Source organism: Microcoleus sp. MOSTC5, assembly GCF_036701825.1.
GTDB lineage: Bacteria > Cyanobacteriota > Cyanobacteriia > Cyanobacteriales > Microcoleaceae > Microcoleus > Microcoleus asticus.
On sequence record NZ_JAUBRK010000012.1, the window covers coordinates 28299 to 54547 of the forward strand.

Genomic DNA, 26249 nt, shown 5'->3' on the forward strand with positions numbered 1-26249 from the left:
TGCCGGGGATGAGTTATGCTAAGACATTGAAGTGGCGATCGCACTTGAGGAGGACATCTCGTGTCAAACTTAGTTCAACGCTTAGAAATAACCGCTCATCCGCAACTAGAAAAATCCCTCGGCTATCGAGGAGATAGTCGCTGGGTAGCTTGGCGCTGGGAACCGGATATCGACCAACTTATTTCCAGCGACGGCAAAACAGTCGGCACTGGCAATAATATGGCTTGGCTGGTGTTTTTGCAGCACGATTTAGTCGATCCTGCAGTACAAGAGTACAACCTCGGCGAGGGCGATCGCTACTGGCTGCTTTTAGACACTGAAACTAGAAATCTCTACGTCGGCGAAGGGAAAACTGTTCAAAGTCTGCTCGAACAGCCGGAAAGTTTAGCTTTATTGGCCTGTCTCGATGGCGGTAATGCCGATCGACAAACTGGTGAAACTTGGCAGGAAACGCTATCTCAACTAACAGCCAAACCAGTTGTTCGCCACCTTACAAATGCCCTTCCTTTCGGTATAGCGGCCGCTTTGATAGGTGCTTTAGGAGTGGGAACCGGATTGTGGGTAGTGCCGGCGGTGCAGCAGAAACTAGCCGAAAAAACAGCTTTTATTTCCCCAATTAGTTCTGCGGCCAACTGCGGGCTTGGCGGTTCAGACGATTTTTCAGCTTATATCGGTTCCTCAAGCGGAAATAAAGAACTTCATTTAATAGGCGTTTACGAAGCCAATGCGGATCACAAGAACCGAGATTTATCAAAAAGTGCGATCCAAATCAAAGTAGAACGCCGAAACAAGCCAATAATTCTCGCACTTTCAGCTTATGAACCGGTGCAATGGAACATTACCGCAGAACCGGGCGCAGTTATCGAAAAAATAATTGTTAACGGATACAACAACCAAACTGTTTCAGGAGTTTCGGGAATTCCAATTGAAGAGCACAGCTACGAAGAAACCGGAAACTATATCGGCGACTTTATCTACAAGTGGGGTGCTACGGCTGAAAGTACCAATACTTCTTCCCTCGTGACTAAATTGGAACAGATAAACCGCACCAGTTTAACTTCTTTTCAAGGATGTTACCGAGGTACGAATTTTGCGATTAAGTAAGAATTATTGATTATTTTGGGGTGGGGAAACGGCATTGCCGTCTCCTCAAGAGCGGTGTTGTCGATCGTTATATCGGAGAGTAATTTCATCATCCCATCCGTCCGATTGATTTTACCCATTAGCGGAAATCAGGAAACGGCACTGCAGTTTCCTACAATTAATCGGGCTATGGTTACATCTTCAATAAGGCGATTATTTTGGGCTAGGAAAACGACAGTGCCGTTTCCTCCTTTGCCTGCTGATTCTGTTTTTCACCAATCCGTTGATGTTAATTGAAGGGTGTACATTTTAAACAGTTATTTGACAAGCTTATGTCATGACTGTATCATAAAATATTAACTTTAATTTTTGATTTCAGACAATAACAATGCTAACAAACTTAAAATGAAATACTGGTATGAAACCCTCGCTGTAGCGCAGCGAATTTTAATAGAATTGGGAAGGCGAAGACGCAGTTTAATTTTTTGGGCTATCTTTCCGATTTCTATCTTGATTATTAACGCTTTAATTTTAGCAGAACGCGCGCAACTGACAACAGCAAAAGCTTTTGAAACAGCCGCCCCTGCAAGCTTAGTAGGAGCTGCTTTATTTTTTAGCTGTCTCGGCGGTAGCGTAGCAACCGTAGTAGCAGAGCGAGAACAGCATACTCTCAAACGCTTGTTTATTTCCCCCCTGAGCGGCACTTCCTACTTTTTAGGGATTTTTATTGCTCACAGTTGCATCGGTATCGGTCAGGTAATTTTAGTATACACGATCGCCTCTTTTTTAGGAGCACAATTTCAAGGCTCTATCCTGTTAGGATGCGCGATTATTCTGCTCAGTATTGTATCTTATGTAGGTGTAGGCTTTATTCTCGGCACCCAGTTTGCAAGGCGCACTGAAGATGTCAATTCGCTTGTAGCGGCTTTCGGCGTTCCTTTGTTGATTTTAGGAGGCGCATTTTTGCCAACTTCGCTGTTTCCCAAAAGTCTGCTGGAACTCGCCCAGTACAATCCAATTTATCACATGAACGAAGCCCTGATGGGCGTGTGGGCTGACGGCAAAGATTTGGCTGATATTTCGTCGCACTTCGAGTTTTTGTGTATTTTTGCTGTTTTAATGATAGTAGCCGGATGGCTCTCTTACCGACGGATGTTGAGAGTAGAAAGAAGACTTTAAAACTATCTCATTATGTCGTAAATATTTATCTTTCTCTTCTCTGACTCAGCGCCCTCTGCGCTCTCGGCGGTTTAATCGTTCAGAAACAACCGTAAATATATAAAATAATACGGAGAATTAAAGCAGTGCTGCAAATAGAAAAGCTAAATAAGTCCTATGGCGAGCGTTCAGTGCTTAAAGATTTAACACTGCACATTCAATCTGGAGAAGTTTACGGTTTGCTGGGACCAAACGGGGCGGGTAAAACTACAACTATCAATATTGTATGCAATTTGCTAAATGCCGACAGCGGCAAAGTTTCTATCAATGGTGAACCTGTTTCCGAAGCTACAAAATCCTTAATCGGTGTAGCGCCCCAAGAAAATTTGCTTTACAAAAGCCTTAGCTGCGAAGAAAATCTCAACTTTTTTGCTCAAATTTACGGCTTAGAGCGCAAACAGCGGCGCTATCAAGTAAGACACTGTTTGAAAGCAGTAAATTTGACAGATAGAGCTACAAGCCCGGTGGAAACTTTGAGCGGAGGAATGCAGCGCCGTTTGAATATTGCGGTGGCTTTAGTACACCAGCCTAAATTAGTAATTTTAGATGAACCGACAACGGGTTTAGATATTGAGGCTCGCTACGAAATTTGGGATTTAATTCAGCGCTTGCAATCCGAAGGAACTACAATTTTGCTGACAACTCACTTGTTGGATGAAGCTGAACGGCTGTGTCAGAGAATCGGGATTTTGAAAAATGGCAGTATTGTGGCTGAGGGCAGTTTGGAGGAGTTGCAAACACTGATTCCTGCTCAAGAAATTATCGTGGTAAAAACCGATGAAGAAGCTGAAGTCATCGCCCGCGCTAAACAATACAGTTTTATCCCCCGTCGCTACGGTAGCGATTTAGCTTTTTGGCTGCCGGAACGTTTAGAATTAAAAGAGATTATTTTGCTGTTCGATGGAATTTCTATTGATTCAATCGCTCGGTATCCGGTGCGATTAGAACATATTTATGTCGAAGTGACTAAACAAACTGTATCCTAAGCTGCGTTCATCCGCGTATATCCGCCACCATCTGCGGTTAAAGTTCCACAGTAATTAACTGATAAACAAAGTGCTAACAAAAAGGATTTGATTATTTTTAGCGACAGGGATATCATGAATGTCGATATCTCCTGTAGTATAGCCGATGCGCGGTATGTAGAGTATTTGATAAGCTGCTACGCAGCTAAACCGGATAAAATAGCATTGCCTTTATTTTTGATTTTTCGATCCCATTTAATAACCATTTCTCCTTCATTTAATAATCTATGTAGTAATTCTGACAATTCTTCTACTGACTTAAACAGTCGATGTGCTATATATTCTTTCGCTGAATGCCAGACCAATTCAATCAAATTATAATCGGGGCTGTAAGGTGGCAAAAATTCTAAAATAATATGAGGCATTTCGGCTGATATTTGGCTCCGAATATCTTTCTTTTTATGAAAACTAGCATTGTCTAAAATAATTACAATCTTCATTCCAGATTCGGCAAATTTTTCAGCTTGATTACCCATTTCTCTCCATTCTTGAACTATCGAATCATTTAAGGCATTAATTTGCTCGTAAAAGGTATTCGAGTCTCCTCTTTTTATCACAAAATTTAACCTTTTTTTGTCATGATATCTCAACCCACCCATGATATTTACTCTGCCTCTTTTTCTTTGACCTGTGATTTTTTTTCGACTGCCTTTTTTACCCCAACTTTTTCTTCTTATCACTCGTAAACTGAATCCACTTTCATCCCAAAACCATACTTGTAAAAGCTCTGGGGTTTCTTTTGTTATTCTTAAATACTCAGAGAGCTTCTGTTTAAATACTTCTCTTTCAATTGGATTTTGTTTGTCCTCTAAACTATATTTAGCCCAAATATAAACGTATTTTTTTTTATGTAGTATTCTGGATATTTGGGAACTACTCAATTTAATTCCTGTGACTTTTTCTAAATATGTTGCTAGTCGGGCTGCTGTCCATCTCCCAAATTCATATCCATATTCTTCCGGATTTTTGTCGATTGTATCTATCAATATTTTTTCATACTCTGGAGTGACTTTGCGAAAATTTCCTGGGCTTCTTTTATCTAAAAAACTATCCAAATTATCCGGTCGCCATGAACTGACCAATAAGCTACTGTTGTGTAAGCAATCTCCATAAATTCACTAATTTCTTGATAAGTTTTTCCGTCATTTATTAGCAATAAAATTAGAACTTTTTCCCTCACATAATTATCGTCCGACTCTTTTAGTATTTTAATGAGTCTCTGTTTTTGATTTTGAGATAGATGATTTTTGGCTGGCATACACTATAACTAATGATTGCTTATTTTTTTATATTATACAATCTAGCTGCGTCTCAGCTTATCATCGCTGATTTTACAGGGCAAAGATTTGATTGGATTAAGCGGATGTTTAAGATTTGGTCAGTTAGAAATAACTCAAAATACTCAGGGAACTCTCATCAAGAATCTCTTGACAGGGGAAGAATTAGGTGTGATGATTGGAGTGAGTGCCAATGCGATTACATCGGCTAATTTCCGGTTGATTTAGGAAATCAAGAAAAGCGCGATCGCCCATTCAATCCAAAAGGGATCTCGCACTTGACCCAAAATAGCACTTGAGAACCCCGACTTCTTTAAGCAGTCGGGATTCTCGCCTTCAGGGCCAACCTTTTCTACACAGTCTTAGCCCACTCGATCCAAGTTTCCATCGGGCGGAAACCGACTGATTTGTAAAGCTTTGTCGCCCCCGTCAAACTGTCAGCATCAACGCTGAGTTTAGCTGTGTTTGCACCCGCCGCTTTTAAGGAGTGCAAACCCGCCAGCAGCATCGCTTTTCCTAAACCCATTTTCCGAAAGTCGCGCCGTGTACCCAACAATTCAATCCAACCGTCTTTTGTGCCGCTGCGGGCGTTTTTTTGAGGTTTGATTTGACAGTCGCAGAAAGCAGCAAATTTGCGATCGCCCGAAACAGCAATCAAGTCTAATTCCGGCTGATAATTCGGATCTTGCATCCAGTAGCGCACGGTTTCCGCAGTTAAATCGTGGTGGTTCCAGTGATCGATAAATGACTGGTTGAACATTTCTACCCAAGGTTGGATGTCTTGTTCTCCCGATACGTGGGTTAGCGCAAAATCTGCGGGAAATTCCGGTGTGGGAATGGGTTCAGCAAGGGATCGGGCCATTGTCCAAAAATAGCGATCGACCTCAAAGCCCTGTTTCTCTAACAGTCGCATCTCATCTGTTTTATCCTCGCGGCTGTAGGTACGCAATTTCGCGGGCAAATTCCGTTCTTTTGCGACTTCGCGCAACCGCTTTTCGCCCCACTTAATTATCTCTTTTTCTAAACCTTCGCTACGCAGATTTGGATGCACGTAAAACCACAGACAAGCGTCTATTTCATCCTGGGAATCGGGCATATCTAGGAGTGACAAACCGATTAGTTTGTAATTACCATCTTCCCACAACTGCACGTCGCGGGCTTTGTCGAGTTTGGGTGCATCAAGTATTAGCTTGAGTTCAGTTGCTGAGACTTCTTCGCCGAGGCGATCGACTGCTTCGCAAGCATCGATTAAATTGGCGATCGCGCACCAGTCAGTTTGGCCCTTGTAGGAGCGTGTTGTTAAGATATTCATAGAAAACTTGCAATCCGTAATTTCGGACTGTTCCTCTTAATTGGTATTGGCAAACAAGTACAGTGAATTTCTGGCAAAAATCCGAGTTTTTGATTTTTAACCGCTTCGGAATGCGGATAAACGCGGATGTAATGCAGATTTATTGTGGTGTCGATAAAACTTAGAAACCTGTTTATATCACCCAGGCTTTCAGGTTTTATCTAATTAGGCAATCATAAAAATTGGTTTGCCCTTCCGGGCTAGTTTTATATGTGAGTTTATGGCTGGATGTCGATGAGTCGCGCTCTCTTTCGTTACCGAGCTTGGTGCTTAAGTAACTATTGTTTGAATAAAGTTTATACAGCTAAGTAAAGAAGTTGTCACCCCCACCGGGTAGTTGATTTTTACTTTTGCTCTCTTTTACACTAAATCCTTTTTCAGGGATTTTTGCCTCCTCCTGTTAACTCGCCCGATCGGGGGAGGGGAGAAGTTGAACTTATTTAAAAGTTACCTATTTCAACTATAACCTGAGCCGTTTTTTTTGGCAAGTTTGAAATTGAGGGAATCTTGCTAGTATTAACGAGGCTGCCATTTGAGGGCAGGAGCGATCGTGCTTTTAACCAGCCGTAACTGTAATTTTTATAACGTTTTTCCCGGAGTTGGGGATTTAATTTTATCCAAACGTTAAACTAACGTTAAACAGTTTTCTCAGATTTATATGAGGTAAATATGCTCGACAACCTCGATTTAGATATCTCCCTCGATAAAGAAACCTACGATGCCAAGATAGAAGTTTTAATGAAACAGTTGCGATCGCTCCAACTGGCCTGCTGGGAAAAAAAATTGCCCGCAATTATCGTCCTCGAAGGCTGGGCAGCCGCGGGCAAAGGCGCTTTAGTCAAACAAATGGTAGGGTACATGGACCCGCGGGGGTTTGCCGTCCACCCGATTTGGCCGCCGTCAGCCGCAGAAAAGGGCTATCCTTTTCTGTGGCGATTTTGGCAGCAACTCCCCGCCCGCGGCAAAATTGGTTTTTTCTACCACAGTTGGTACACTCATGTTTTAGAAGACCGATTGTTCGATCGAGTCTCCGACGCCCAAGTACCCACAGTCATCCGACAAATCAACGCCTTCGAGCGGCAGATGGTTGATGACGGCGCCGCAATTGCCAAATTTTGGATTCACCTGAGCAAAAAAGAACTCAAGCACCGGCTCAAAAAACTAGAAGACGATACCTTACAAGCTTGGCGAGTGCGGCCCGAAGATTGGAAACAAGCCAAAAAATACCAAGAATACACAACTTTAGCAGAAGAAATGGTAGCCCAAACCGGCACGGGCTCCGCACCTTGGACGCTAGTAGAAGGCGATTGTCAGCGGTGGGCGAGAGTCAAAGTTTTAACGCAAATGGCAGCGACAATTACAGAAGCCTTAGACAGACTGCCGATGCAATCTGCACCCGTGAAATTGCCACCTCAAGAAAGGTTGGAACCCACCGAACCCGACTTACTGGCCCAAGTAGATTTAACTCAATCGCTGTCGCCCGACGAATACAAAGAGCAACTTCGCGAGGAACAAACCCGTTTTGGTAAACTGCAACAAAGCATTTACGAAGATAAAATCCCCGTGTTAGTGATGTTTGAAGGTTGGGACGCCGCCGGTAAAGGAGGAGCGATCAAACGCTTGACGGACGTATTAGACCCCCGCAGTTACACTGTTAATGCCTTTGGGGCCCCGACAGACGAAGAAAAAGCGCATCACTACCTCTGGCGGTTCTGGCAGCGGCTGCCAACGGCTGGTAAAATCAGCATTTACGATCGCAGTTGGTATGGTAGAGTGCTGGTCGAGCGAGTCGAAGGATTTGCCGCCGAACCCGAATGGCGTCGAGCTTACCAGGAAATCAACGAATTTGAGGAGCAACTCACCAGTTTCGGTTGTGTGTTAGTTAAATTCTGGCTGCACATCAGTCCTGACGAAGAACTAAAGCGGTTTACAGAGCGGCAAAACAATCCATTTAAACAATACAAACTCACCGAGGAAGATTGGCGAAATCGGGAAAAGTGGAATTATTATGAAGTGGCGGTGAATCAAATGATTCAGCGCACCAGTGCCCCTGCTGCTCCCTGGACGCTAATTGCGGCCAATAACAAGTATTATGCTCGTGTTAAAGTAATTCAAACGGTAACGCAGGCAATTCGGAATCAACTGAAGCGCCGATAAATTGGGATTGGTAAATCGGTAACAGGTAATGGGGAAAAAAGTAGGCAGAAGAAAGCAGGCTTGAATTGTCTATTCAACCTGCCTGTGCTCGCTCCATTACCAATTACCAATCAACCATTACCAGTTATCAATTACCAATTAACTGTCAGCAATCTGTGACTGGAAGTAGCGGGCTTCACCCTGCAACCAATAGTTGATAGCTGACCGGAATCGAGCATTAGGATAAATGCGATCGGACTGCGTGATTCGCGAAAGTTAAAAACCCACCGATGCCCGTATTTCCTCCCGCAGCTAAATTCGCGCTCGTTTCCAAACTTCTGTACTAATTTATGAAGACACAGAATATTGCAAGATGCCAGAACTGTTAGCTCGCATTCTATTTCTATTCCTCCTGTTCTCACTGCTCAAATCGTGGTGGGATCAATCAGGAGGCAAAGACAATCCGTTATTAGACCGGCTGCGCGTTTTGCTGCTGATCAGCCTTTTGTTCCTGGCTTTTTTTGCGCCAGACACGCCAGTCGGAGCAGCGATTTTCGGCATAATAGCCTTCTTCTTTACGCCGTTAGGTTTTTCGATCACGCTGCTGGTGATTGCATCGGCGCTGATCACGAACGGGGGCATCCGCAACCCGGCGCCGAGAATGATCCTGGCAGCGCTGTTAGTTTTGATCCTTTCGAGTATGCCAGTTGTAGCTTACTGGTTCGCCGACCAAGCAGAACGGGACGCTGCTGCTCGCACAGTTTGCTGCGACGAAACAGCAGCGGCGATCGTCCTCCTCGGCAAGGGAACGACTAACAACCACACCGCCAACCGAGAAGCGATTCAACTGACAGATGCAGGCAATCGCCTGCCCTATGCTGCAGTTTTGTACAAAAAACAACTAGCACCTATGGTCATCGTTACCGCTGGCCCGAGACCCGAGTGGGAGGGTTATGTTGGCGAAGGTAAGGATATCGAAACGTTGCTGGCAAACAACATGGGCGTCCCGCGCAGCAGTATCGTTCTCGACAATAACGGCAGCAACATACGCACCAGTGCTGAAGAGGTGAGAAAGATACTCGACGGCCGCGGTGTCGGGCGCAAAGTAATTCTGGTAACATCTGCGATTCAGATGCGCCGAGCCAGCCTAGCATTTGCGAATATGGGAATTCAGGTGATTCCTAGAGCTACCGACTTCTACACTTATCAACCCACCGCAGGAGGGAAATCCAGACTCCGCTTAGACGCGGGAGATTTTTTGCCTCGTGCAGAAGCTTTGGTAACTACGACACGAGTATTCGAGGAATATTTCGGGTCTTTTTATTACTATTTGCGCGGCTGGCAGTCTCCCAGGGCCTAAAGCGGCGAGTTGTTGGTGTTTTTCTTAGGCAACAGCGACTGCTCCCCAGATTGGTTTAACATCTGATGAGAATCCGACCTTTGTGGGGAGTTGTATTTTTTTCTCATTCCGGCGGGGTCGCCGACAATCAAGTTTGCCATGAAAGCAAACAATACCCAAAAGATCACTGGCTCCCACTCGGATTTTTTGGGTGCCGGCGCCTCTTTAGCTTTGACGGACTCGACGTTGATTTTGATGTCTAGTTTGCCTTCAATTTCTTTGCCTTTTAGAACTCCGTCGCTGCACACACCCTTAAAAGTCAGCGGAGCTGGTTTTGGTGCTTCTGCTTTTGGTGCTTCTGCTTTTGGTGCTTCTGGCATTTTTTTATCCTGATTTTGGTAGATTCGGTTGCATGGTAAATTCTCAGAGGTTGGGGGGTATCCGGAAAGGATTGCGAATTTCTCCCTTGAGAATTAAGTTAGAGAAGCACCCTGCCCTGACAGCGGGGCAGGGAAATCACCATCGGTCGCCCTTTTGAGCTAGTGCTGGTTGTTGTCGGGAAACAACTTTGCCTTGAAGCTGCTACTTATTTATCTGGGCAAATAGCAGGTTTTTATGCAAAGTAATTTTCTTGGTCAGATTTATTTTAAAATCGGGCATGGAAAAGTTTGTGATCTCGATCGGGCGATCGCACTTTATTTTAGATTAAACCAATAAGTTATCTAATTTGACAATATCCACCAGCAAACTATCTTCCCTGCAACCAGAACAACTGACCGCATGGGCAAAAGAGGCAATAAATCGCAGTAAATCCGGTCAAATTCCCGCGTACATACCTCTCCTTGCACAAGCAGACAGACAAAGGTTTGCCGTGCAAATTCGGGCAACGGACGGTCAAATTTTGAGCTGGGGCAGCATCGATCAAACATTCCCGCTGATGAGTGCAGTCAAGCCCTTCGTCCTGCTTTATTTGCTGTGCGAATTGGGCGAAAAAATGGTATTTGACTGCGTTGGCTGGAAGCCTTCGGAACTGCCTTTCAATTCCTTAACTCAACTCGAAATAGACCAAGGAAAGCCGAGAAACCCGATGATTAATAGCGGCGCGATCGCCCTAGCGTCTTTGATTCCCGGTCAAAATGCTGTGGCGCGCTGTCAAAACTTGCGAACTTGGCTGAATCAACAGGCAAACAGTCAGTTATTTGTTGACGAGTTAATGCTCGATTCAGTGAATGCAATGCCGAATCAAAACAATTGGAATCTCGCCTTAAAAATCGTAGAATCGGGTTATATTCAAAATGCAGAAATTGCTTTAGAAACTTACAATCGCGTCTGCTGTTTGTCGGGAACTGTGGAGGATTTAGCTAAGCTGGGGATGGTTTTGGTAAATAGTGGCGATCGAGCAATGCGGGAAAACTGCCGCACTGTCAAAGCACTGATGGCAACTTGCGGTTTGTATGAAGCATCGGGCCGCTTTGCGCTGCAGGTGGGACTGCCGGCAAAGTCGGGAGTTAGCGGGGCTTTGCTGTCGGTAATTCCGGGTCAAGGTGCGATCGGCTTTTACAGTCCGCCCCTCGATAAAGAGGGAAATTCTGTCGGCGGCTTATTTCTGTTAGAACAAATAGCTAAAACTCTGCGGCTGAGCGTATTTGATTAGATTGGTCAGTAGTCAGTAGTCATTAGGAATTGGGAATGGGGAATTGGGAAAAAGGTAATTTTCCCTACTGACAACTGACAACTGACAACTGACAACTGACAACTGACTAATGCTTTTCGCCCATAATAGCATAAACCACAGTCAGTTCTTTTTTTCCGCGCAATTGAATCGATCCTACTTTTTGGCCTTCGTAGCGATCGCGCACGTAAGCAAAAGTCCTCCCCGTCACCAACAAATTAAAAGGACTGTCAGAAACAATTTCCTTATTCATCGCCTCCAATCTAGCAGCAACGTTGACAGCATCACCGATCACAGAATAATTCAAACGCCGGGAACCGCCCACGCTGCCAGCAACTAACTGTCCGGTATGCAAACCGATGCCAAACTTAATTAAAGGTTTGTGTTCGCTTCTAAGCTGCTGATTAAGTTGGTGTAGCCGTTCGTGCATCGCAATGCAAGCCGCAACTGCATTCAAAGCATCTTGTTGAATTTCTCTATATTCGGTATGGCAAAAAGGCACCCCAAAAACTGCCATAATTGCATCACCGATGTATTTATCTACAACGCCGCCGTGATCCATAATACAGTTAGTCATCGCTTCCAAATAATTGTTCAACCAGGTGAGTAAATCTCGCGGTCGCATTTTTTCTGAAATCGAAGTAAAACTACGAATATCCATAAATAGCACCGTTGCTGTAAGTTCTTGAGGTTCAAGTTCTCCCTGTTCAAATATCTCCGCTTTGCGTTGCCAAATAAGCTGAGCAGTCTCTGGATCGACGTGCTTTTCAAATAACCTCATCAACTGCTGCTTTTCGTACTGTTCCCGGAGTTGCAAAGCAGTGCCAGATAAAATGAGAGTGCCGATAGGTGCGGCAATCGGAACCCACCAAAAAAATAAGCCAAATAACAAAGCAGCAGCCGCAATCCAAACTATAGGCAAACCGAGAGCGATCGCAATTCTCTCTGTAACACCTCGGTTGCCCAGAACCAAAGCGGTAAGAGGGCCAATCCCCAACAATAACAAAATTTCTAGGAGTACCGGCAGCCGCCGCAGCAAGCGTTGATTGAGCAAATTGTCAACCAACGCTGCATATAAATAAACCCCAGCCGTAGTCTTATTGAGAGGTGAAGATATCGGGTCTAAACCGGTAGCAACTATGCCCACTAAAACTAACTTATTGGTCAGAGCATCTGCGGGAATTTTACCTTCTACGACATCAACAAAAGCATAGGTAGGTAGATTTTCAGTTTTCCCCGGCCAGTTAACCCAGACTTTTTTTTCCTGCTTATTTTTGGAATGTGGGAGCAATACTGGATCTTGGGGATTAGCAGCATTGTACCTGTGAGTCATTGCTAAACCGAAATTAGGAATCCCGTTGAGAAAGATTTTTGAGTTGCGGCTAATACCGTCACTATCGGCTTCCTGGCTGATGTGGCCGACACCTGCGGCGACTTCTTTTAAAGATGCTACTGGTTCTTCTTTAAGGGTTCTAGGGAGTACAACTTTGCCGTTGGCGGCGATCGCAGCAGCTAAAATATCATCTTTCGGACTCGGATCGAGGAAAAGAATGTCAAAACCAACGGCTGTGGGGGGAGATTTTTTCAGCGCTTCTAGCAGTTCGGCGTAGCGGTTTCGAGGCCAAGGAAATTGACCGTATTCCTGCAAGGAATGCCGTTCGATCGCAATTACGGCAATTCTAGAATCCCATCCGGGATTTGGCAAAATTCCTGCTTCTCGAATTTGAAATAGCGTTTTGTATCCCAAATATTCAAGGGGTTTCCACATTCCCAATTGCAGCATGGCTACAGACATTATACCTGCTATGGCACCTGTTATCCAGGGAGGATTTGTGATTATATATTGCCGCAGGCCGATCAGTTGATTGTCTTTGAGATGCTCGTCGATCCATTTTTTGAACTTCATGCAATTAATTTGACGCAAAAAGTAACATTCGAGTCCGATTTTCGAGAGGAGTGCGAGTCATTCGATTTTAGATTTTAGATTTTAGATTTTAGATTTTAGATTTTAGATTTTGGATTGATTCCACGAATAAATCCGAGGGCTTGTACCATCAAAAAATTTTTGGTCATGAAGTTTTACAATACCGTAAGGGCGAAGGGTAGCCGCAAAATTTATTGATTTTGACTAATCTGTTGGGAATCTAAATTGTATTTTGCGACTGGCGGGACACCCCCACAATAATTGCATCAAACTTAACTGTAAGATTTAGATGCACCTGGGCTGAGGGAGTTTCACCGCGAAATGCTTCGCACTTACACATGATAATCAACCCAGATAGGACTTACAATCTAACTCAGATCCTCAGAGACTGCCCGCGCACTTTACTCTTAAATAGGTTGTTTAGGGAACAGCGATGCTGTAATGCCGTTCTGTGGTTGACGGGCCTCGCACTACGATTTTGAGGCGGCGACTTGGAGGTAAAATTCCTTGGATTTTGAAGTTGCCATTTCGATCGATCTTAATCGCTTCGTTGTTGACATAAATTATGTTTATCGGGTTAATTTGACCGCTGAGGCGATAGATATTGCCGCTGAGTCTCCCCAAACTGCGGACTTTGAGTTGAGCTAGGCGAGGACTCGCTGAGGGCGCCACGGGCGAGGTTTGAGGGAAAATTGTCGTGGCGTTGCCGCCGTTGACAACTACTTCTGAGTCGCTGCTGCTGCCGGATACTGCGACTGCACCTTCAATAGTTTCGACTGCGGTTTTGCCTTCGCCGACGCTGACGCCAAAGGACGTGCCGCGAACTCCGGCAACGCCTTCTGGGGTTTCAACCCTGACTGGGGCGGTTTTGGCAGAACTTTTTTGTTGGGCAATTTGACTGGATTTGCCGAGTCCGCTGAAGGTATTTAGGGCGGCTATTTGGTTCGGCGGGATAATTGTTGAGGTGTTGGCTGCAGGAGTTGTCGCGGCAGTTTTGCCGATCGACAACCTGACTCGCCCCCTGCTGACAAAAATCGCTGTGTCTTTTTCGCCCCCTGCACGGCTTGACAAATCAGATATTCTGACTGTGGTTTTTTCGGCAACTTCCACGATGCCGGTGTAGTTGTCGATCGCTAAACGGGCTGTGGAATCGGGGCCGGTGATGATTTCGTCTCCGGGGGCAAGCAGCCGATCGCCCACAACCGCTGGCCGCCCTTTAAAGCTGACTGTACCGCGAATTTCTTGGATTTCGAGCGATCGTCCGACGGCTGTTCCCTGAGCCTTTATTGTCTCTGCTGGGGATGAATTCGCCGCCACTGTTGCCGGATTTTTTGGAGATTGTGAGTTTGTTGGCAATGCTGGCGGTCGATCGACCGAGACAATTTTAGTAGCGTGTGAGGGCTGTTTGGGGGATGGAGAGAGCGGACTGGCGATCGCCCCACGACCGAGCGGCAGACAGGCGAACACAGCTAACGATAAACTTAGGAGCGGAATTTGGGTCGATCGCCAGCACGTAAAAATTTTATTCATTATTTCAATTTTGTGATCTTGAAGTTCCTTGACTTCATTTGCTCTCTTGGACACCCTAAATCCGGCAAGCGTTCCATTTTTTATGCGGTAAGACAACAGCAAAAATAGACTTTCTCAACCTGAAATTTTAGCATTAAATCTTTTTTTTATTTTCAGATTTTAGTAAACTGTTACAAGATGGCAGTTTACTAAAATCTGACCTTCGGGAAATTTAGCCGACCAGACTCAAAGTGCTTTGCAGTATGGATTTTAGCCGAGGTCAACTTTAGAGAGCGCAGATTTATATATAGCAAACATAAAATTAATTAATGCTTCTGAATGCTTTTTGGCTTCTGCCGGAAGGATGACTAATTGGGGAGAAATTCTGTAGTTGTGGCAATTAATAAAAAGATTGTTTTTGCAAAGGGATAAAAAATAATTATCTTCGCGGTGCGCGAGAGTCTGGGAGTTGAGCTTGCTGCTGTGGAACCTGATGAGGCAAACCCAAGCGAATCAAGGTACACGATCGACCAACCCCGACTAGAAGAGGGTTTTTTAGGGAAAGTTGGTCGAAATTTCGATGGAAAATCCTAGCGAGCGATCGCCTGCTGGTGTTGCTGTTCCGAAGTAGACGCCAAACTGTAAAATGGACGGTTGTATATAGGTTATATAGAGCAGGAGAACAATTTCAGTGGCAATAGAAGTAGGTCAGAGAGTGAAGGTGCGCCGTCTCAGAGATCGGATACCTCCAAATATAGTGGGCAAGATAAAGCAGAATCCAGTAGGCACTGTTGACGGATTCAAAATGGTTGACGGTAGCGGAGTAGGTGTGGTTGTCAAGTTTGACGGTTTTGCGACTTGGTTCTTTGAAGATGAGCTAGAACCCGTTTAACAGATGTAGAAGGAAGAAGGAAGAAGGAAGTTCGGCAACGGATTCTGTAACGGATGTAACGGATGTAACGGATGTCAGTCCGATGGAAGAAGGAAGAGGAAAAATTTTCCCAATTCTTCCCCTCTCCCACTCTCCCACTCGCCGACTCTCCTCTTCCTCCACTCTCCCGCCTCCCCCACTCTGGCTGAAGGTTGCGCTTAAATGTTAAAGAGTAAGCTTTGGCAGTGAGAACAGAAAATGGCTTTGATTTTGACATTTTTGGGCAAAGGCGGCACTGGCCGCAGCACGATCGCGATCGCAACAGCTAAAAAATACGCGGCTCAAGGCAAGCGAGTTCTGCTGCTCGGCCAAGATCCGGGCCCTGCATTGGGTATCCTGCTAGGGACTCCCCTGACTCTCAACCCCCTGGAAATCGCCCCCAACCTCAAAGCAGTTCAGGTGCAAAGCGCGCCGCTGCTAGAACGCAGGTGGGACGAAGTTAAACAACTAGAAGCTCAATATGTCCGCACTCCGTTTTTCAAGCAGATTTACGGTCAAGAATTAGGAGTGTTACCGGGAATGGACAGCGCGCTGGCGTTGAACGAACTTCGGGAATACGAGGACAGCAAACAATACGATGTAATCGTTTATGACGGCAATGGCGGCATGGATACGCTGCGGATGCTGGGAATGCCGGAAATTCTGAGTTGGTACATCCGCAGGTTCCGTCAAGCTTTGGTAGATTCGGATTTGGGTAAAGCTTTGTCGCCTTTTATTCAACCGGTTGTCAGTACCGTGTTGACTGTCGATTTGTCGGGAGACAATGCTTTTCAATCTACTAAGCAAGTCGATAATCTTTTGGATAAGGGTAAGGAAGCGCTGGCAGATCCGAACCGCACGGCGGCTTTTTTGGTGACGACTGGAGATGCAAGCGCGATCGCAACTGCCCGCTATCTTTGGGGAAGTTCTCAACAAGTTGGTTTGACTGTGGGCGGTGTCATTGTTAATCAAGCACCGGTTACAGAAGCTATTACTGCCGATTTTGAGCCTTTGACGGCTGTTTCGGTTCCGGCGCACAGTGACAGTAACTGGCAGCCGCTAATTGATGCTTTGCCCGATTTTTCTGAGGCCGCAAAAGCTCCTAAACCGATTAACATAAACATTGCACAGCGTCAAGTTAGTTTGTTTTTGCCTGGGTTTGACAAAAAAGAAATTAAATTGATTCAATCGGGGCCGGAAGTGACGATCGAAGCGGGCGATCAGCGGCGCAATATTTTGCTGCCTCCGGCGCTAACTGGAAAGTCTGTTACTGGTGCTAAGTTCCTAAACGGTTACTTGATTATTTCTTTTTAGGGTAAGGAAGAAGGCACGACACGGATTTTGACACGGATACACGGATGAATTATCGAGTTCTCTAATATCATGTCTCGCTGATTCGCGATCGTATAATTTGTGCGATCGTAGTGGCGGGTTTCACAAACCAGAATCGCCGAAAAAAAACAATCTCGAAAACCCGCACCCACCCAACGAACAATCGAAATGTACATTCAGATTGGCCGTGGGGCGGGGGCGGGTTTATTTATCCTTTGAATTCTTCCCAAGAGGGTTGATGAAACCCGCCCTTACAGCTTAACTTTTACCGTTGCCGTTTCCATTGCCGCCAGTCGTTAGCAAAACCCGCTTAGCTAAAGGTTCCGGCACTTCTTGCAATCGATCGAACTCCCAATTAAAAAATCCGACTCCCATTGTCTGCGATCGCAATTCTACGATCAAATTCTGCATTTCTGCGATCGGCAAATAAGCAGAAACTGCATCCCATCCCTTCCAGTCTGGTTTACCTTCGTAGCCGAGAATTTGGCCGCGGTGTCCGCTGACCAACTGCAACACCTTTGATGTACACTCGTTCGGAGCACAAATTTCAACTTTGGCGATCGGCTCCAGCAATGCCGGTTCGCACTTCGCCATTCCCTCCTGCATCGCCAAACGCGCCGCTTGCTTGAAAGCTTGTTCGGAACTGTCCACAGAATGGTAGGAACCGTTCGTCAGCGTCACCGCTACGTCTACCACCGGGAAACCCAGCGGGCCGCGATCCAAATACTCGCGCACTCCCACTTCCACGCCGGGAATATACTGTTTTGGGACGACGCCGCCGACTATTTTGTCGGTGAAATTGAAGCCTTCTCCTCGTGGCTGCGGTTGAATGTCGAGGTACACGTCGCCGAATTGTCCGTGTCCGCCGCTTTGATGTTTGTAGCGCCCGTGGATGGAAGATGCAGGTTTGCGGATGGTTTCTTTGTACGGCACTTGCGGTAAGTGAGTTACCATCGGCAAATTATACTTGCGGCGCAACCTGTCTAAAGCTACTTTCAGGTGGATTTCGCCTTGACCCCAAAGTATAATTTCGTGAGTGTCGCCGTGCTGTTCCCAGACTAAAGATGGGTCTTCTTCTAGCAATTTAGCTAAAGCGGAGCTCAGCTTAACTTCATCGTTGCGCTTTTCTGGGACGATCGCCAGTGCGTAGACAGGGGAGATGATTTCGGCTTTTGGCAATAATTCCTCCGATCCCAACACATCGCCTGTTTTCAAGCCTTCTAGCCTTCCCAAAGCCACAATTTCCCCGGCGCTGACAGACTGCAAACTTTGCGTTTGCTGGCCGGTCAAGCGGTACAAACCGTTAACTCGAACGCCGTTCAAAATTGCTCCGTCTGCCAGCGTCCCCCGCCACATTCTCACTAACGATAGTTTGCCTCCCTGCGGCGTGTAATAGGTTTTGAGGATTTGAGCCAGAACTTTGTTTTCACTTTGTATAATACCGCGGCGATCGGCTGTAGTTTCCGGTGTCGGCGCTTCCCTCAGCAAAGCTTCCAGCAGAGGCCGCACGCCGAAATCTTGTTCGGCGATGCCGATGAATACTGGCACAATTAAATCTGCGCCTAATTCCATCTTTAAATCGCGGGTAATTTCCTCCGCGTCGGGATTGATTTCTTCGAGCAATTCTTCGAGTAAATGGTCGTCAAAATTCGCCAATTCTTCGAGCATTTCCTGCCGCGCTGCGCTTTCTTGTGATTTGAGGTGTTCTGGAAGCGGGACTGGATCTGCGGCGGCCCCCGGATGGTAGTGGTAAGCTTGTTCGGTTACTAAGTCAATAAAACCGATGATTTGTTCGTTTTTGCCGATCGGATATTGGTGAGGTACGATCGGTCTGCTGGAAACGGATTTGAGCGCGTCGAGCACGTCGGTGAAGTTGCTGCCGCAAGTAGTTTCGTCTGTGCAAGCGCGATCGATCTTGTTGATGAAAACTAAGTGGGGAATTTCCCAATCATCGAGAAATTTAAACAGGGGTGCGAGGGTTAAAGTGCGATCGGCTTGGGGTTCGCAAACAATTACCGCCGCATCCACACCAATCAGCGCATTGTAAGTTTCTTGGGCAAATTCTACCGAGCCCGGACAGTCGAGAAATGTGAAGCGGACGCCTTCATATTCAGCGGTGGCGGCGTTTACTTCTACGCTCATGTGGCGATCGCGCGCTTCCGGCGAACTATCACCTATTGTGTTGCCATCTTTGACATTTCCTTTGCGGGTAATTGTCCCTGTCACCGACAGCAAACTTTCGAGCAGTGCGGTTTTACCGCTTAAATAAGGGCCAACAATTGCAACGTTCCGCGTGGCCCCAATGACTTTTTCGTTCATAATAGCCTCCAACAGAAAACTTGTTTTCCATTGCTCTTGGTGCAATAAGTTCTATACCATTTTCTAGACTTTTTCTAGGTTAATTTTTATTGCAGTTTCGAGCAATTTCTGATTTTGGTATGATTCTATACTTTTGACGCTAGCGTATTTTGAGTGACGCAAACACAAATTGTAGTTTTTCTTAATATTTTTTTTTATTTTTAACCGCAGATGAAGGCAGATTGACGCAGATGAACGCAGATAAAATTTTGGTTCCCAGGAAGAGTCTGGGAACGCATTTTACTCTTGCTCTGCTTCGATTCTAGCGGTTTTTCGTGTCTAATTTCTCAGCAGTCGCAAACCGCTTAAGGTTACTATTACTGTAGAGCCTTCGTGACCGATGACGCCGAAAGGCATGGTGATATTTCCGAAAAAATTAGCCGCCAATAACAGCACAATGCAACTGAGTGCAAAAACAATGTTTTGTTTGACAACTTTTTGAGCGCGGCGGCCTAAACTAATTGCTTTAGCTAGTTGCTCTAACTTATCTGCCATTAATACTATATCAGCAGTTTCTAAAGCAACATCGCTGCCGGAAATTCCCATCGCAATGCCTACGGAAGCTTGAGCGAGGGCGGGGGCGTCGTTGATGCCGTCTCCTACCATTGCTACAGTTTGATACTGGGTTTGCAGTTGTTTAATTGCCTGCACTTTGTCTTCTGGCAAAAGTTCGGCGTACACTTCATTGATGCCTAATTGACGGGCGATGTGTTGAGCTGTTTGCTCATTGTCGCCGGTTAGCATAATTATATGTTCTACGCCTAATTTTTGCAAGCGTTTTACCGTTATTGCTGCTTCGGGGCGGAGGGTATCTGCTACTGCAATTATTCCCAAAAGTTGCTCGCCATTTGCCACCCAAACAACGGTTTTACCCTCTGCTTGTAACTGCTGGCTGATTTGAGCTAATTCGGAAGTTGCTTGGACAAAATTGGCTTTACCAATGGCAATGATTTGATTGTTGACTTTGCCGACAATTCCTTGACCGATTTTTGCTTGTACATCGGTAGCGGTTGACAATTGTAACTGTTGCTGCTGGGCGGCGCTGACAATTGAAGAGGCGATCGCGTGTTCGGAATGAGCTTCTAGGGCTGCTGCCAATTGCAGAACTTCTGTTTCAGTATATCCGGCTGCTGGTACAATTTGGATAACTTCAGGTTTTCCGGTAGTGAGAGTTCCGGTTTTGTCAAAGGCGATCGCCCTGACTTTACCAATCATCTCTAATTGCGCGCCACTTTTAAACAAAATCCCCTGTCTCGCCCCGTTAGCAATTCCCGAAAGCAGCGCGGGCATAATCGAAGCCATCAGCGCGCAGGGGGATGCGACTACTAGGAAAATCAGCGCCCGATAGATTGTCTCTTCCCAATTCCAGCCCAAAACAAAGGGCGGCAAAGTTGCCAGCAGCAAGCCTAAACCGACAATTAATTTGGCATAACCGCGCTCGAATTTTTCCACAAACATTTGAGAAGGCGGCGCTGCTGTTTGCGCTTCTTGAACTAGCCGAATCACTCGCTGAATCAAGCTGCTTTCTGGAGTTTTATGCACTTCGAGTTTCAGCGCGCCGACACCGTTAATTGTACCTGCATAGACTTCATCGCCGCTGGTTTTCTCCACGGGCATCGACTCGCCGGTAATCGAGGCTTGATCGATCGCGCTGTAGCCTTCAATAATTATCGCATCTGTGGGGATGATTTCTCCGGGCTTGACTAAAATGTAATCGCCAATTTCCAATTTGTCGATCGCAACTTCCCGTTCCCCGCCGTACATTACCACCCTAGCAGTATCCGCAGTCAAACTCATCAAACTGCGGATGCTGCGTTCAGTCCGCTGCATAGCATAACCTTCAAGCGCGCCGCTAATTGCAAAGATTAAAATCAGCACCGCACCGTCAACAATTAAATGATATTCTTGCCGCCACAGCCCCAAACCGGCCGCGCCCAAAGCAGCGACAATCATTAACAAATCTACATCTAATTCGCGTTCTTGAAAAAGCGTAGTTAATCCTTCGCGGGTGCTGGAATAGCCGCCGATAACATAAGCTGCGGGCAAGATTAACACAGCTAAACCCAGCCAGCCGAATTGCAGGGCTAGCGAACCCAAGATTACTAGAATTCCGCACAGGGCGGCAGTCACAGCATCTGGATGTTCTTCGGCTAACTGGGAGATGCGAGAAAGTGACAAAAAATTAGAAGTCATTTGTAAAGCTTGATTTAGTAGAATGACTCCTGTAGCCTAAACATTGACATTAATGTCAATGTCAAGAGTAAAACCAAACAAAATTACAAAACTCAATAACCATCCATACCCATCTGCGTCCATCCGCGTTTATCCGCCCATATCTGCGGTTAAAAAATCCAATGCAAGAATACCTGACAATCAAACAACTTACAGAAGCGGTAAAAGGCACAATTACCCCTCGGATGGTGCGACATTATCACGCTTTGGGGCTGCTATCTCCGGCCGTGCGATCGACCTCTAACTACAGACTGTACACCCGCAGCGACGTGCAAAGACTCCAAAGAATAGTCGCACTCAAGCAGCAAGGCTTTCAACTGTCTCACATCCGCAAACTGTTAGAAACAGATGCGGATGCTTCGCCTAACGCGCTGATGGCGACTCTGCAACGGCAATATCTGTCGGTAATTCAGCAAATTGTTCGCCTCAGAGAAACGGCATCAGCCCTCGAAGGATTGCTGGGGCGGGATATTTCCTGTCAAGCGGTGCAAGCGGACGCCCTGGCGCAATTAAGGCTGTTGCAGACCGAAACTGAGGGGGGGTTGGAGGAGTTGGAACAACTTTGGGAGGGTTGGGATGCGGGGGCGCACACTCACCCGGAGGATTTTGGGGAGTCGTTGCAGCATTTGTTGCCGGATTTGGCCGATCGCTCGGAAATTGAGGTAGACTTGCTTTCTAAACTGGTGTTAGCTTGCGGAGATTGTTCGCTGCTGCCGTTTGTGAAGTTGAGCGAAACGGCGATTAAATCGGCGCGGGAAGCTTTGAAAAATCAGTGTCAAATTGTGGCTGATGTGCCGCCTGTTTTTGCTGCTTTGGATCGGACAAGATTGGCGCATTTGGGAACAAGTATTGCAACTTTAATTGATGACCCGCACATCAATGCTGCGGCGGAAGCGGAACAGGAATTCTGGCAGCAGCGTGAGTGGTTTAAGAAGTTGTTGAAAATGGAAAAAGGATGTATATTGGCGATCGGATATGCGCCTTCTGTGCTGATGGCGGTTTGCGAGGCGATCGAGAGCGGGCAACTGCAACCGGCTTTGGTAGTTGGAATGCCGATCGGTTTTAGTCATTCTCCGGTGGCGAAACGGCGGTTAGTGCGATCGGGCGTTGCTTATATTACGACTGTGGGAACTTTTGGCGGCGGGTTGTTGGCGGCGGTTGCTTTGAATGCTTTGGTTGAGTCTTTGATTGAAAAGCCGAATTGTCACTGTCATCTCAAGTAAAGATTGGCTTGAGAAAAGCGTACTAATCAAATTCTCCTGTATCGAGATTTCTTTGACAGCGCAATTCTGGCTTGAAACCCAGTTCAAAGAGTATGGCAAAAAGAAGTGTTTATATTCTAAGTATTACTCCGATTTTCGGGATTTTAAACAGCAATATCTGATATCAAATCTGGTAACACCGGAATGATATAAACGCAGGACACGGCAGTGCCGTTTCCCAACCCCAATTAATTGTAGGGAAACGGCACTGCCGTGTCCTTATTGTGGGTAATATAATTCCGATGCTACCGGATGTGATATAACTGACTTACTCAGGCTCCTATCACCCATAAACAATATTTGGATTCTCTTTTAACCTAAAAATTTCCTAGCTTCAAGCCAGAGCAATTAACCGCAAAAGGTACTCAGCTACTCACCATTGTCTTTGACCGTGCTGAGTAGATCTTGTACTTTTTGAAAGGGAAACTCAGTTATTCTGGCTGCCGATCGCGCGCTGAGGCTGCATCTTTGAGTAGTCTTTGTGGTTGGCTGTTAGCATAAGCACGAATTAAAGCAGACTTCTTAAGCCGTTTGACGCCACTCAAAACCAAGAGTGCAAACAGCGTTCCTATCAAACTCATCACCCACAAACCGCAGCCTGCCGCTGCACCTAATCCGGCAGCCAACCAAATAGTTGCTGCGGAAGTTAATCCTTTAACTTCAGCTTTACCCACTGGGTATTTAGTTTGTTGCAGAATGATTCCGCCTCCGAGAAAGCCTACCCCTGTGGCAACTCCTTGGATAGTTCGGCTCAAAGCATTGGAAGAGGAAAAGGTGCTGTCGCCATCCATCTGCAAAGGAATCATTACAAATATAGCTGCGCCTAGACTCACAATCATAAAGGTTCTTAAACCTGCTGGTCTACCTGGCTGCTGGCGGTTCATGCCGATCGCGAAGCCTACCAGTAGTGCAGCCGTCAGCCTAAAGGTGACTGTTTGCCAATCGTTGGGGCTGAAAAAGATAGAACTCATTGCCTGTACTCCTACTAGAACTCGCTCTTCACGCGCACGCATTCCCAGGCGCGGCAGGCTGACTTAATGTAACTCCAGTTAGTCGCTAGATTTACTAGGTAATAAGGTTAAGTTTAAGTTAAGACTAAGTTAAATTCAAGTAGAGGTTCGGCTCGATGTGCGGCCCCGAAACGTCAAACGCTGAAACTCGCACGCTTTGTTGAGGCGCTTGGCTAATAGCTTGCAGAGAAATATCTGGGGTTGCAAATTTACATCGTTGCTTCTTTCTTCACCACTTCCCCAAAGCCCCCCAAACAGTACCCGAAACTACCCCCCAAATCGCCCCCAAACCAGCCCCGACGATCGCCCCCGCCACAGGCCCCAACTCCACCGGCACCCCAGCGCTAACAGCCGGAAACATCGCAGACACCCCCGCCCCCAACACAGCACCCGCAAAAGTCCCCAAAAAACTGCCCCAAATCGCCCCCAAAGTCCCACCATTTACACCCGAAGGCTGAAACGAAATCGGCAGCTTCGGCGCAAACCCGCAAAAACCCAACAAACCCCCAGAAACCACACCCCCAACAGAACCCACACCAGCCGCCACGATCGCCACACCCAGCAGCAAACCAGCAAACTCATTCACCGGCCGCATCTGGACATTGTATTGCTGCCAAACCACCAGCCCAGCCCCCAAAAAAACACCAGCCAGAGTCCCCACAAACGAACCCCAGACCGCCCCCAAATACCCTCCCCGCCGGCCCCAGACCCTGCCCACAGGCAGCGCCAGAGGAGGCCTAAAACTCGCCCAAACACAGCCCCAGACAGCACCAACCCCCGCCCCAGCCAAAATCCTCTCCCCGATCCCCGGAGTGCTATTAATCGCGCCAAACACCGCACCGCCGATCGCCGCCAACAAAAAAGCCCCCCAAGCGGCCCCCACAAAAACTCCGCCCCACTTCCGCCAAATCTGGTTCGGCGCCAAAGTAAAAACGCCCCACATCATCCCAAAAAAACAGCCCCAAATCGTACCAACAAAAATAGCCCCCAAAATAGCCCCACCGCCCTCAGCTATTACCGAATAAATCCCCCCGATCGCCGCCAAACACAAACTCCCCCAAACACCTCCCCAAGCAGCATCCTGAAAAATGCGCTCAAACTTGCCCGCGGGAACCCGAGGCGCCGGAGTCCGACTCCGAGAAGACATCGGCAGCGGTAGCAACGGCACTGCGTACTGGCCGAGTTGACGCGGCAGCCCCGTGGCGGGCTGTAGCCTGCGCGCTGCAGGCTCCCTCACGACGGGCGGTGGTTGGGGCTTTTTACGCTTGATTTTCGCCGGCTGCAAGTGCAATCCGTTGCTGACTGCTTGCCGCGAAGGAAACGGATCGCGGCCTTTGAGGAGTTTTGCCCGATCGCACCAAGGGCAGCGATTCAGATGATTTCCGTATTTATGCTGACTGTTTTTGCTGCAAGTAATTAAAGAATCTTCCGCTTCCCGAATCGCATTCACCCAAGTTTTCGCATCCGGGCGCGCCGAAGGATTGGCGTGCCCTTCCTCAAAACAGCGGACAAACATCTGCCGCAGTCGGGGATGCAGCATCTCGAAAGGAGGCGCAGCCGGCATCGGGCGGTAGGGAATCCGCTTCGTACCTGTAGGGAAATGTCCCGATCGAATTCTCGCTTCCAAAGCCGGCGGTTCGTCGCTACCGAGATAAACTCCCGAAAACGGGTGCGTACCTTCCATCAGCAATTGAAAAATTAATACAGCTAAACCGAACAAATCGTGCTCTGGAGCTCGATCGATATCGCGGAAAGTCTGGCCCTGCAACTCCGGCGGCGTAAACTCGGGTTTCCCCACGGGACACCGATAAACGTAACCCGTATAAGGATCGCGCACTTGAAACGAATCCGTATCTACCAGCGTTACCAAGGCCGTATCCGTGACGAGAATGTTCGACTCGTTTACGTCGCCGATGACGTAACCCCTGACGTGGAGGGCGTTTACAGCCGAGGCGAGATTTCTGGCGGTACGGTGGAGGTAAAGATAGTTAAACAGCGGTTTTTGTTCGCGCCTGGTTTTGGGAGTGTAAAAAGTGTGTACCGGCATCACTTTGTTAACGCGCGGCATCACAAAACCGACAATTTTTTCTCGCCCGCCGACAGTATGCAGCAAATCGATCGGCCAAGCAATTGAAGCGTGTCCCGGTTCCGCGATCGGCGCATCCGGCGGCATACTGAACATGACTGTGAGTTTGTCGCCGTCTTCGTCTGTCGGTTTGTGGTAGATTTTTGCTACAAGGGACGAGTCTTGGGCGATCGGGTAGATGCGACCTTCACCGCCACTGGCGATCGCGGTTTTGGTGTCGATCGCAATCAGTTGTCCGCTAAATTGGCGCTGCAACTGCATAGAATTCCGTTATGGGATAGAGGATTTGGAAGCCATCACTCAATAAACTTGACTTGCACATTAAATCTTACCTTTGTTCTGACTTAGGCACGGGTGCGTCGAAACCGGGTTTTTCACCAAAAGAGGGGTTGCAGCCCGCAGATTCGGTAAAAAACCCGGTTTCTTGGGTCGGAGTGCGTCAGCCCTGTTTCTGTTGGTGGGATGGGCGTCCCGCCCGTCCGTCCATTGGTGGGATGGGCGTCCCGCCCGTCCGCGCTATCAAAA

The 26249-nt window shown here is 47.0% G+C and carries 19 protein-coding genes and 1 pseudogene; 10 read left to right on the plus strand and 10 right to left on the minus strand.

Annotated elements, in window-relative coordinates; all coding sequences use genetic code 11:
* Positions 1-60: 60 nt before the first annotated feature.
* The 3 genes from QUA54_RS08625 to QUA54_RS08635 all read left to right on the plus strand — a co-directional run bounded on the left by QUA54_RS08625 (position 61) and on the right by QUA54_RS08635 (position 3287).
* A complete protein-coding gene (locus QUA54_RS08625; protein WP_333414172.1) occupies positions 61-1104 on the plus strand; it encodes a hypothetical protein in 1044 nt (347 codons plus the stop codon).
* Positions 1105-1488: 384 nt separating this feature from the next.
* A complete protein-coding gene (locus QUA54_RS08630) occupies positions 1489-2262 on the plus strand; it encodes an ABC transporter permease (protein WP_172186836.1) in 774 nt (257 codons plus the stop codon).
* A 125-nt stretch (positions 2263-2387) separates the two neighbouring features.
* The gene (locus tag QUA54_RS08635; protein WP_333414173.1) at positions 2388-3287 is read left to right on the plus strand and encodes an ABC transporter ATP-binding protein; all 900 of its coding nucleotides are present in this window, start codon (positions 2388-2390) and stop codon (positions 3285-3287) included.
* Positions 3288-3463: 176 nt separating this feature from the next.
* Here QUA54_RS08635 and QUA54_RS08640 read toward each other — a convergent pair.
* Positions 3464-4584, minus strand: a pseudogene (locus QUA54_RS08640) (IS630 family transposase).
* 88 nt (positions 4585-4672) lie between these two features.
* On the opposite strand from QUA54_RS08640, the gene QUA54_RS08645 reads away from it, so the two are divergent.
* The gene (locus QUA54_RS08645; protein ID WP_333414174.1) at positions 4673-4831 is read left to right on the plus strand and encodes a hypothetical protein; all 159 of its coding nucleotides are present in this window, start codon (positions 4673-4675) and stop codon (positions 4829-4831) included.
* A 124-nt stretch (positions 4832-4955) separates the two neighbouring features.
* Here QUA54_RS08645 and QUA54_RS08650 read toward each other — a convergent pair whose 3' ends face one another.
* On the minus strand, positions 4956-5915 hold the full coding sequence (locus tag QUA54_RS08650; protein ID WP_333414175.1) for a GNAT family N-acetyltransferase: 960 nt from the start codon (positions 5913-5915) through the stop codon (positions 4956-4958).
* Between the two features lie 708 nt (positions 5916-6623).
* Between QUA54_RS08650 and pap the strand changes: the two genes are divergently transcribed.
* Together pap and QUA54_RS08660 are read left to right on the plus strand one after the other, a co-directional pair.
* On the plus strand, positions 6624-8111 hold the full coding sequence (gene pap, locus QUA54_RS08655) for a polyphosphate:AMP phosphotransferase (protein ID WP_333414176.1): 1488 nt from the start codon (positions 6624-6626) through the stop codon (positions 8109-8111).
* A 352-nt stretch (positions 8112-8463) separates the two neighbouring features.
* Complete coding sequence (locus tag QUA54_RS08660; RefSeq protein ID WP_333185296.1) at positions 8464-9450, plus strand: YdcF family protein; 987 nt, start codon at positions 8464-8466, stop codon at positions 9448-9450.
* Here QUA54_RS08660 and QUA54_RS08665 read toward each other — a convergent pair.
* Positions 9447-9809, minus strand: coding sequence for a hypothetical protein (locus QUA54_RS08665; protein ID WP_333185298.1), 363 nt, complete (start codon positions 9807-9809; stop codon positions 9447-9449). The two genes, QUA54_RS08660 and QUA54_RS08665, sit on opposite strands and share 4 nt — an antisense overlap.
* A gap of 347 nt (positions 9810-10156) precedes the next feature.
* Between QUA54_RS08665 and glsA the strand changes: the two genes are divergently transcribed.
* Entirely contained in the window at positions 10157-11083 is a 927-nt protein-coding gene (gene glsA / locus QUA54_RS08670) for a glutaminase A (protein WP_333414177.1), read from the plus strand.
* 106 nt (positions 11084-11189) lie between these two features.
* Here the strand turns inward: glsA and QUA54_RS08675 are convergent, their stop codons facing one another.
* Together QUA54_RS08675 and QUA54_RS08680 are read right to left on the minus strand one after the other, a co-directional pair.
* Positions 11190-13007: an adenylate/guanylate cyclase domain-containing protein gene (locus QUA54_RS08675; RefSeq protein WP_333414178.1), complete on the minus strand. Its 1818-nt coding sequence runs from the start codon at positions 13005-13007 to the stop codon at positions 11190-11192.
* A gap of 438 nt (positions 13008-13445) precedes the next feature.
* Entirely contained in the window at positions 13446-14555 is a 1110-nt protein-coding gene (locus QUA54_RS08680) for a FecR domain-containing protein (protein ID WP_333414179.1), read from the minus strand.
* 670 nt (positions 14556-15225) lie between these two features.
* Here QUA54_RS08680 and petP point away from each other — a divergent pair.
* Positions 15226-15426 carry a cytochrome b6f subunit PetP gene (gene petP / locus QUA54_RS08685; protein ID WP_333414180.1) on the plus strand — a complete coding sequence of 67 codons (201 nt, stop codon included), beginning with the start codon at positions 15226-15228 and terminating at the stop codon, positions 15424-15426.
* A gap of 237 nt (positions 15427-15663) precedes the next feature.
* Entirely contained in the window at positions 15664-16758 is a 1095-nt protein-coding gene (locus QUA54_RS08690; protein ID WP_333414181.1) for a Get3/ArsA fold putative tail anchor-mediating ATPase NosAFP, read from the plus strand.
* Here QUA54_RS08690 and QUA54_RS08695 read toward each other — a convergent pair.
* The 3 genes from QUA54_RS08695 to QUA54_RS08705 form a co-directional block, all read right to left on the minus strand.
* Positions 16755-16952 carry a hypothetical protein gene (locus QUA54_RS08695; protein ID WP_333414182.1) on the minus strand — a complete coding sequence of 66 codons (198 nt, stop codon included), beginning with the start codon at positions 16950-16952 and terminating at the stop codon, positions 16755-16757. The two genes, QUA54_RS08690 and QUA54_RS08695, sit on opposite strands and share 4 nt — an antisense overlap.
* A gap of 82 nt (positions 16953-17034) precedes the next feature.
* Positions 17035-19095: an elongation factor G gene (locus QUA54_RS08700; protein WP_333414183.1), complete on the minus strand. Its 2061-nt coding sequence runs from the start codon at positions 19093-19095 to the stop codon at positions 17035-17037.
* A gap of 318 nt (positions 19096-19413) precedes the next feature.
* Positions 19414-21327 carry a heavy metal translocating P-type ATPase gene (locus tag QUA54_RS08705; protein WP_333414184.1) on the minus strand — a complete coding sequence of 638 codons (1914 nt, stop codon included), beginning with the start codon at positions 21325-21327 and terminating at the stop codon, positions 19414-19416.
* Positions 21328-21488: 161 nt separating this feature from the next.
* Here QUA54_RS08705 and QUA54_RS08710 point away from each other — a divergent pair, with 161 nt between their 5' ends.
* Positions 21489-22589, plus strand: a complete 1101-nt coding sequence (locus QUA54_RS08710; protein WP_333414185.1) for a precorrin-8X methylmutase — start codon at positions 21489-21491, stop codon at positions 22587-22589.
* A gap of 470 nt (positions 22590-23059) precedes the next feature.
* Here QUA54_RS08710 and QUA54_RS08715 read toward each other — a convergent pair whose 3' ends face one another.
* Complete coding sequence (locus tag QUA54_RS08715) at positions 23060-23599, minus strand: MgtC/SapB family protein (protein WP_333414186.1); 540 nt, start codon at positions 23597-23599, stop codon at positions 23060-23062.
* A 268-nt stretch (positions 23600-23867) separates the two neighbouring features.
* Positions 23868-25985 (minus strand): DNA-binding protein, encoded by a 2118-nt coding sequence (locus tag QUA54_RS08720; RefSeq protein WP_333414187.1) that lies wholly within the window; start codon positions 25983-25985, stop codon positions 23868-23870.
* Positions 25986-26249: the final 264 nt, after the last annotated feature.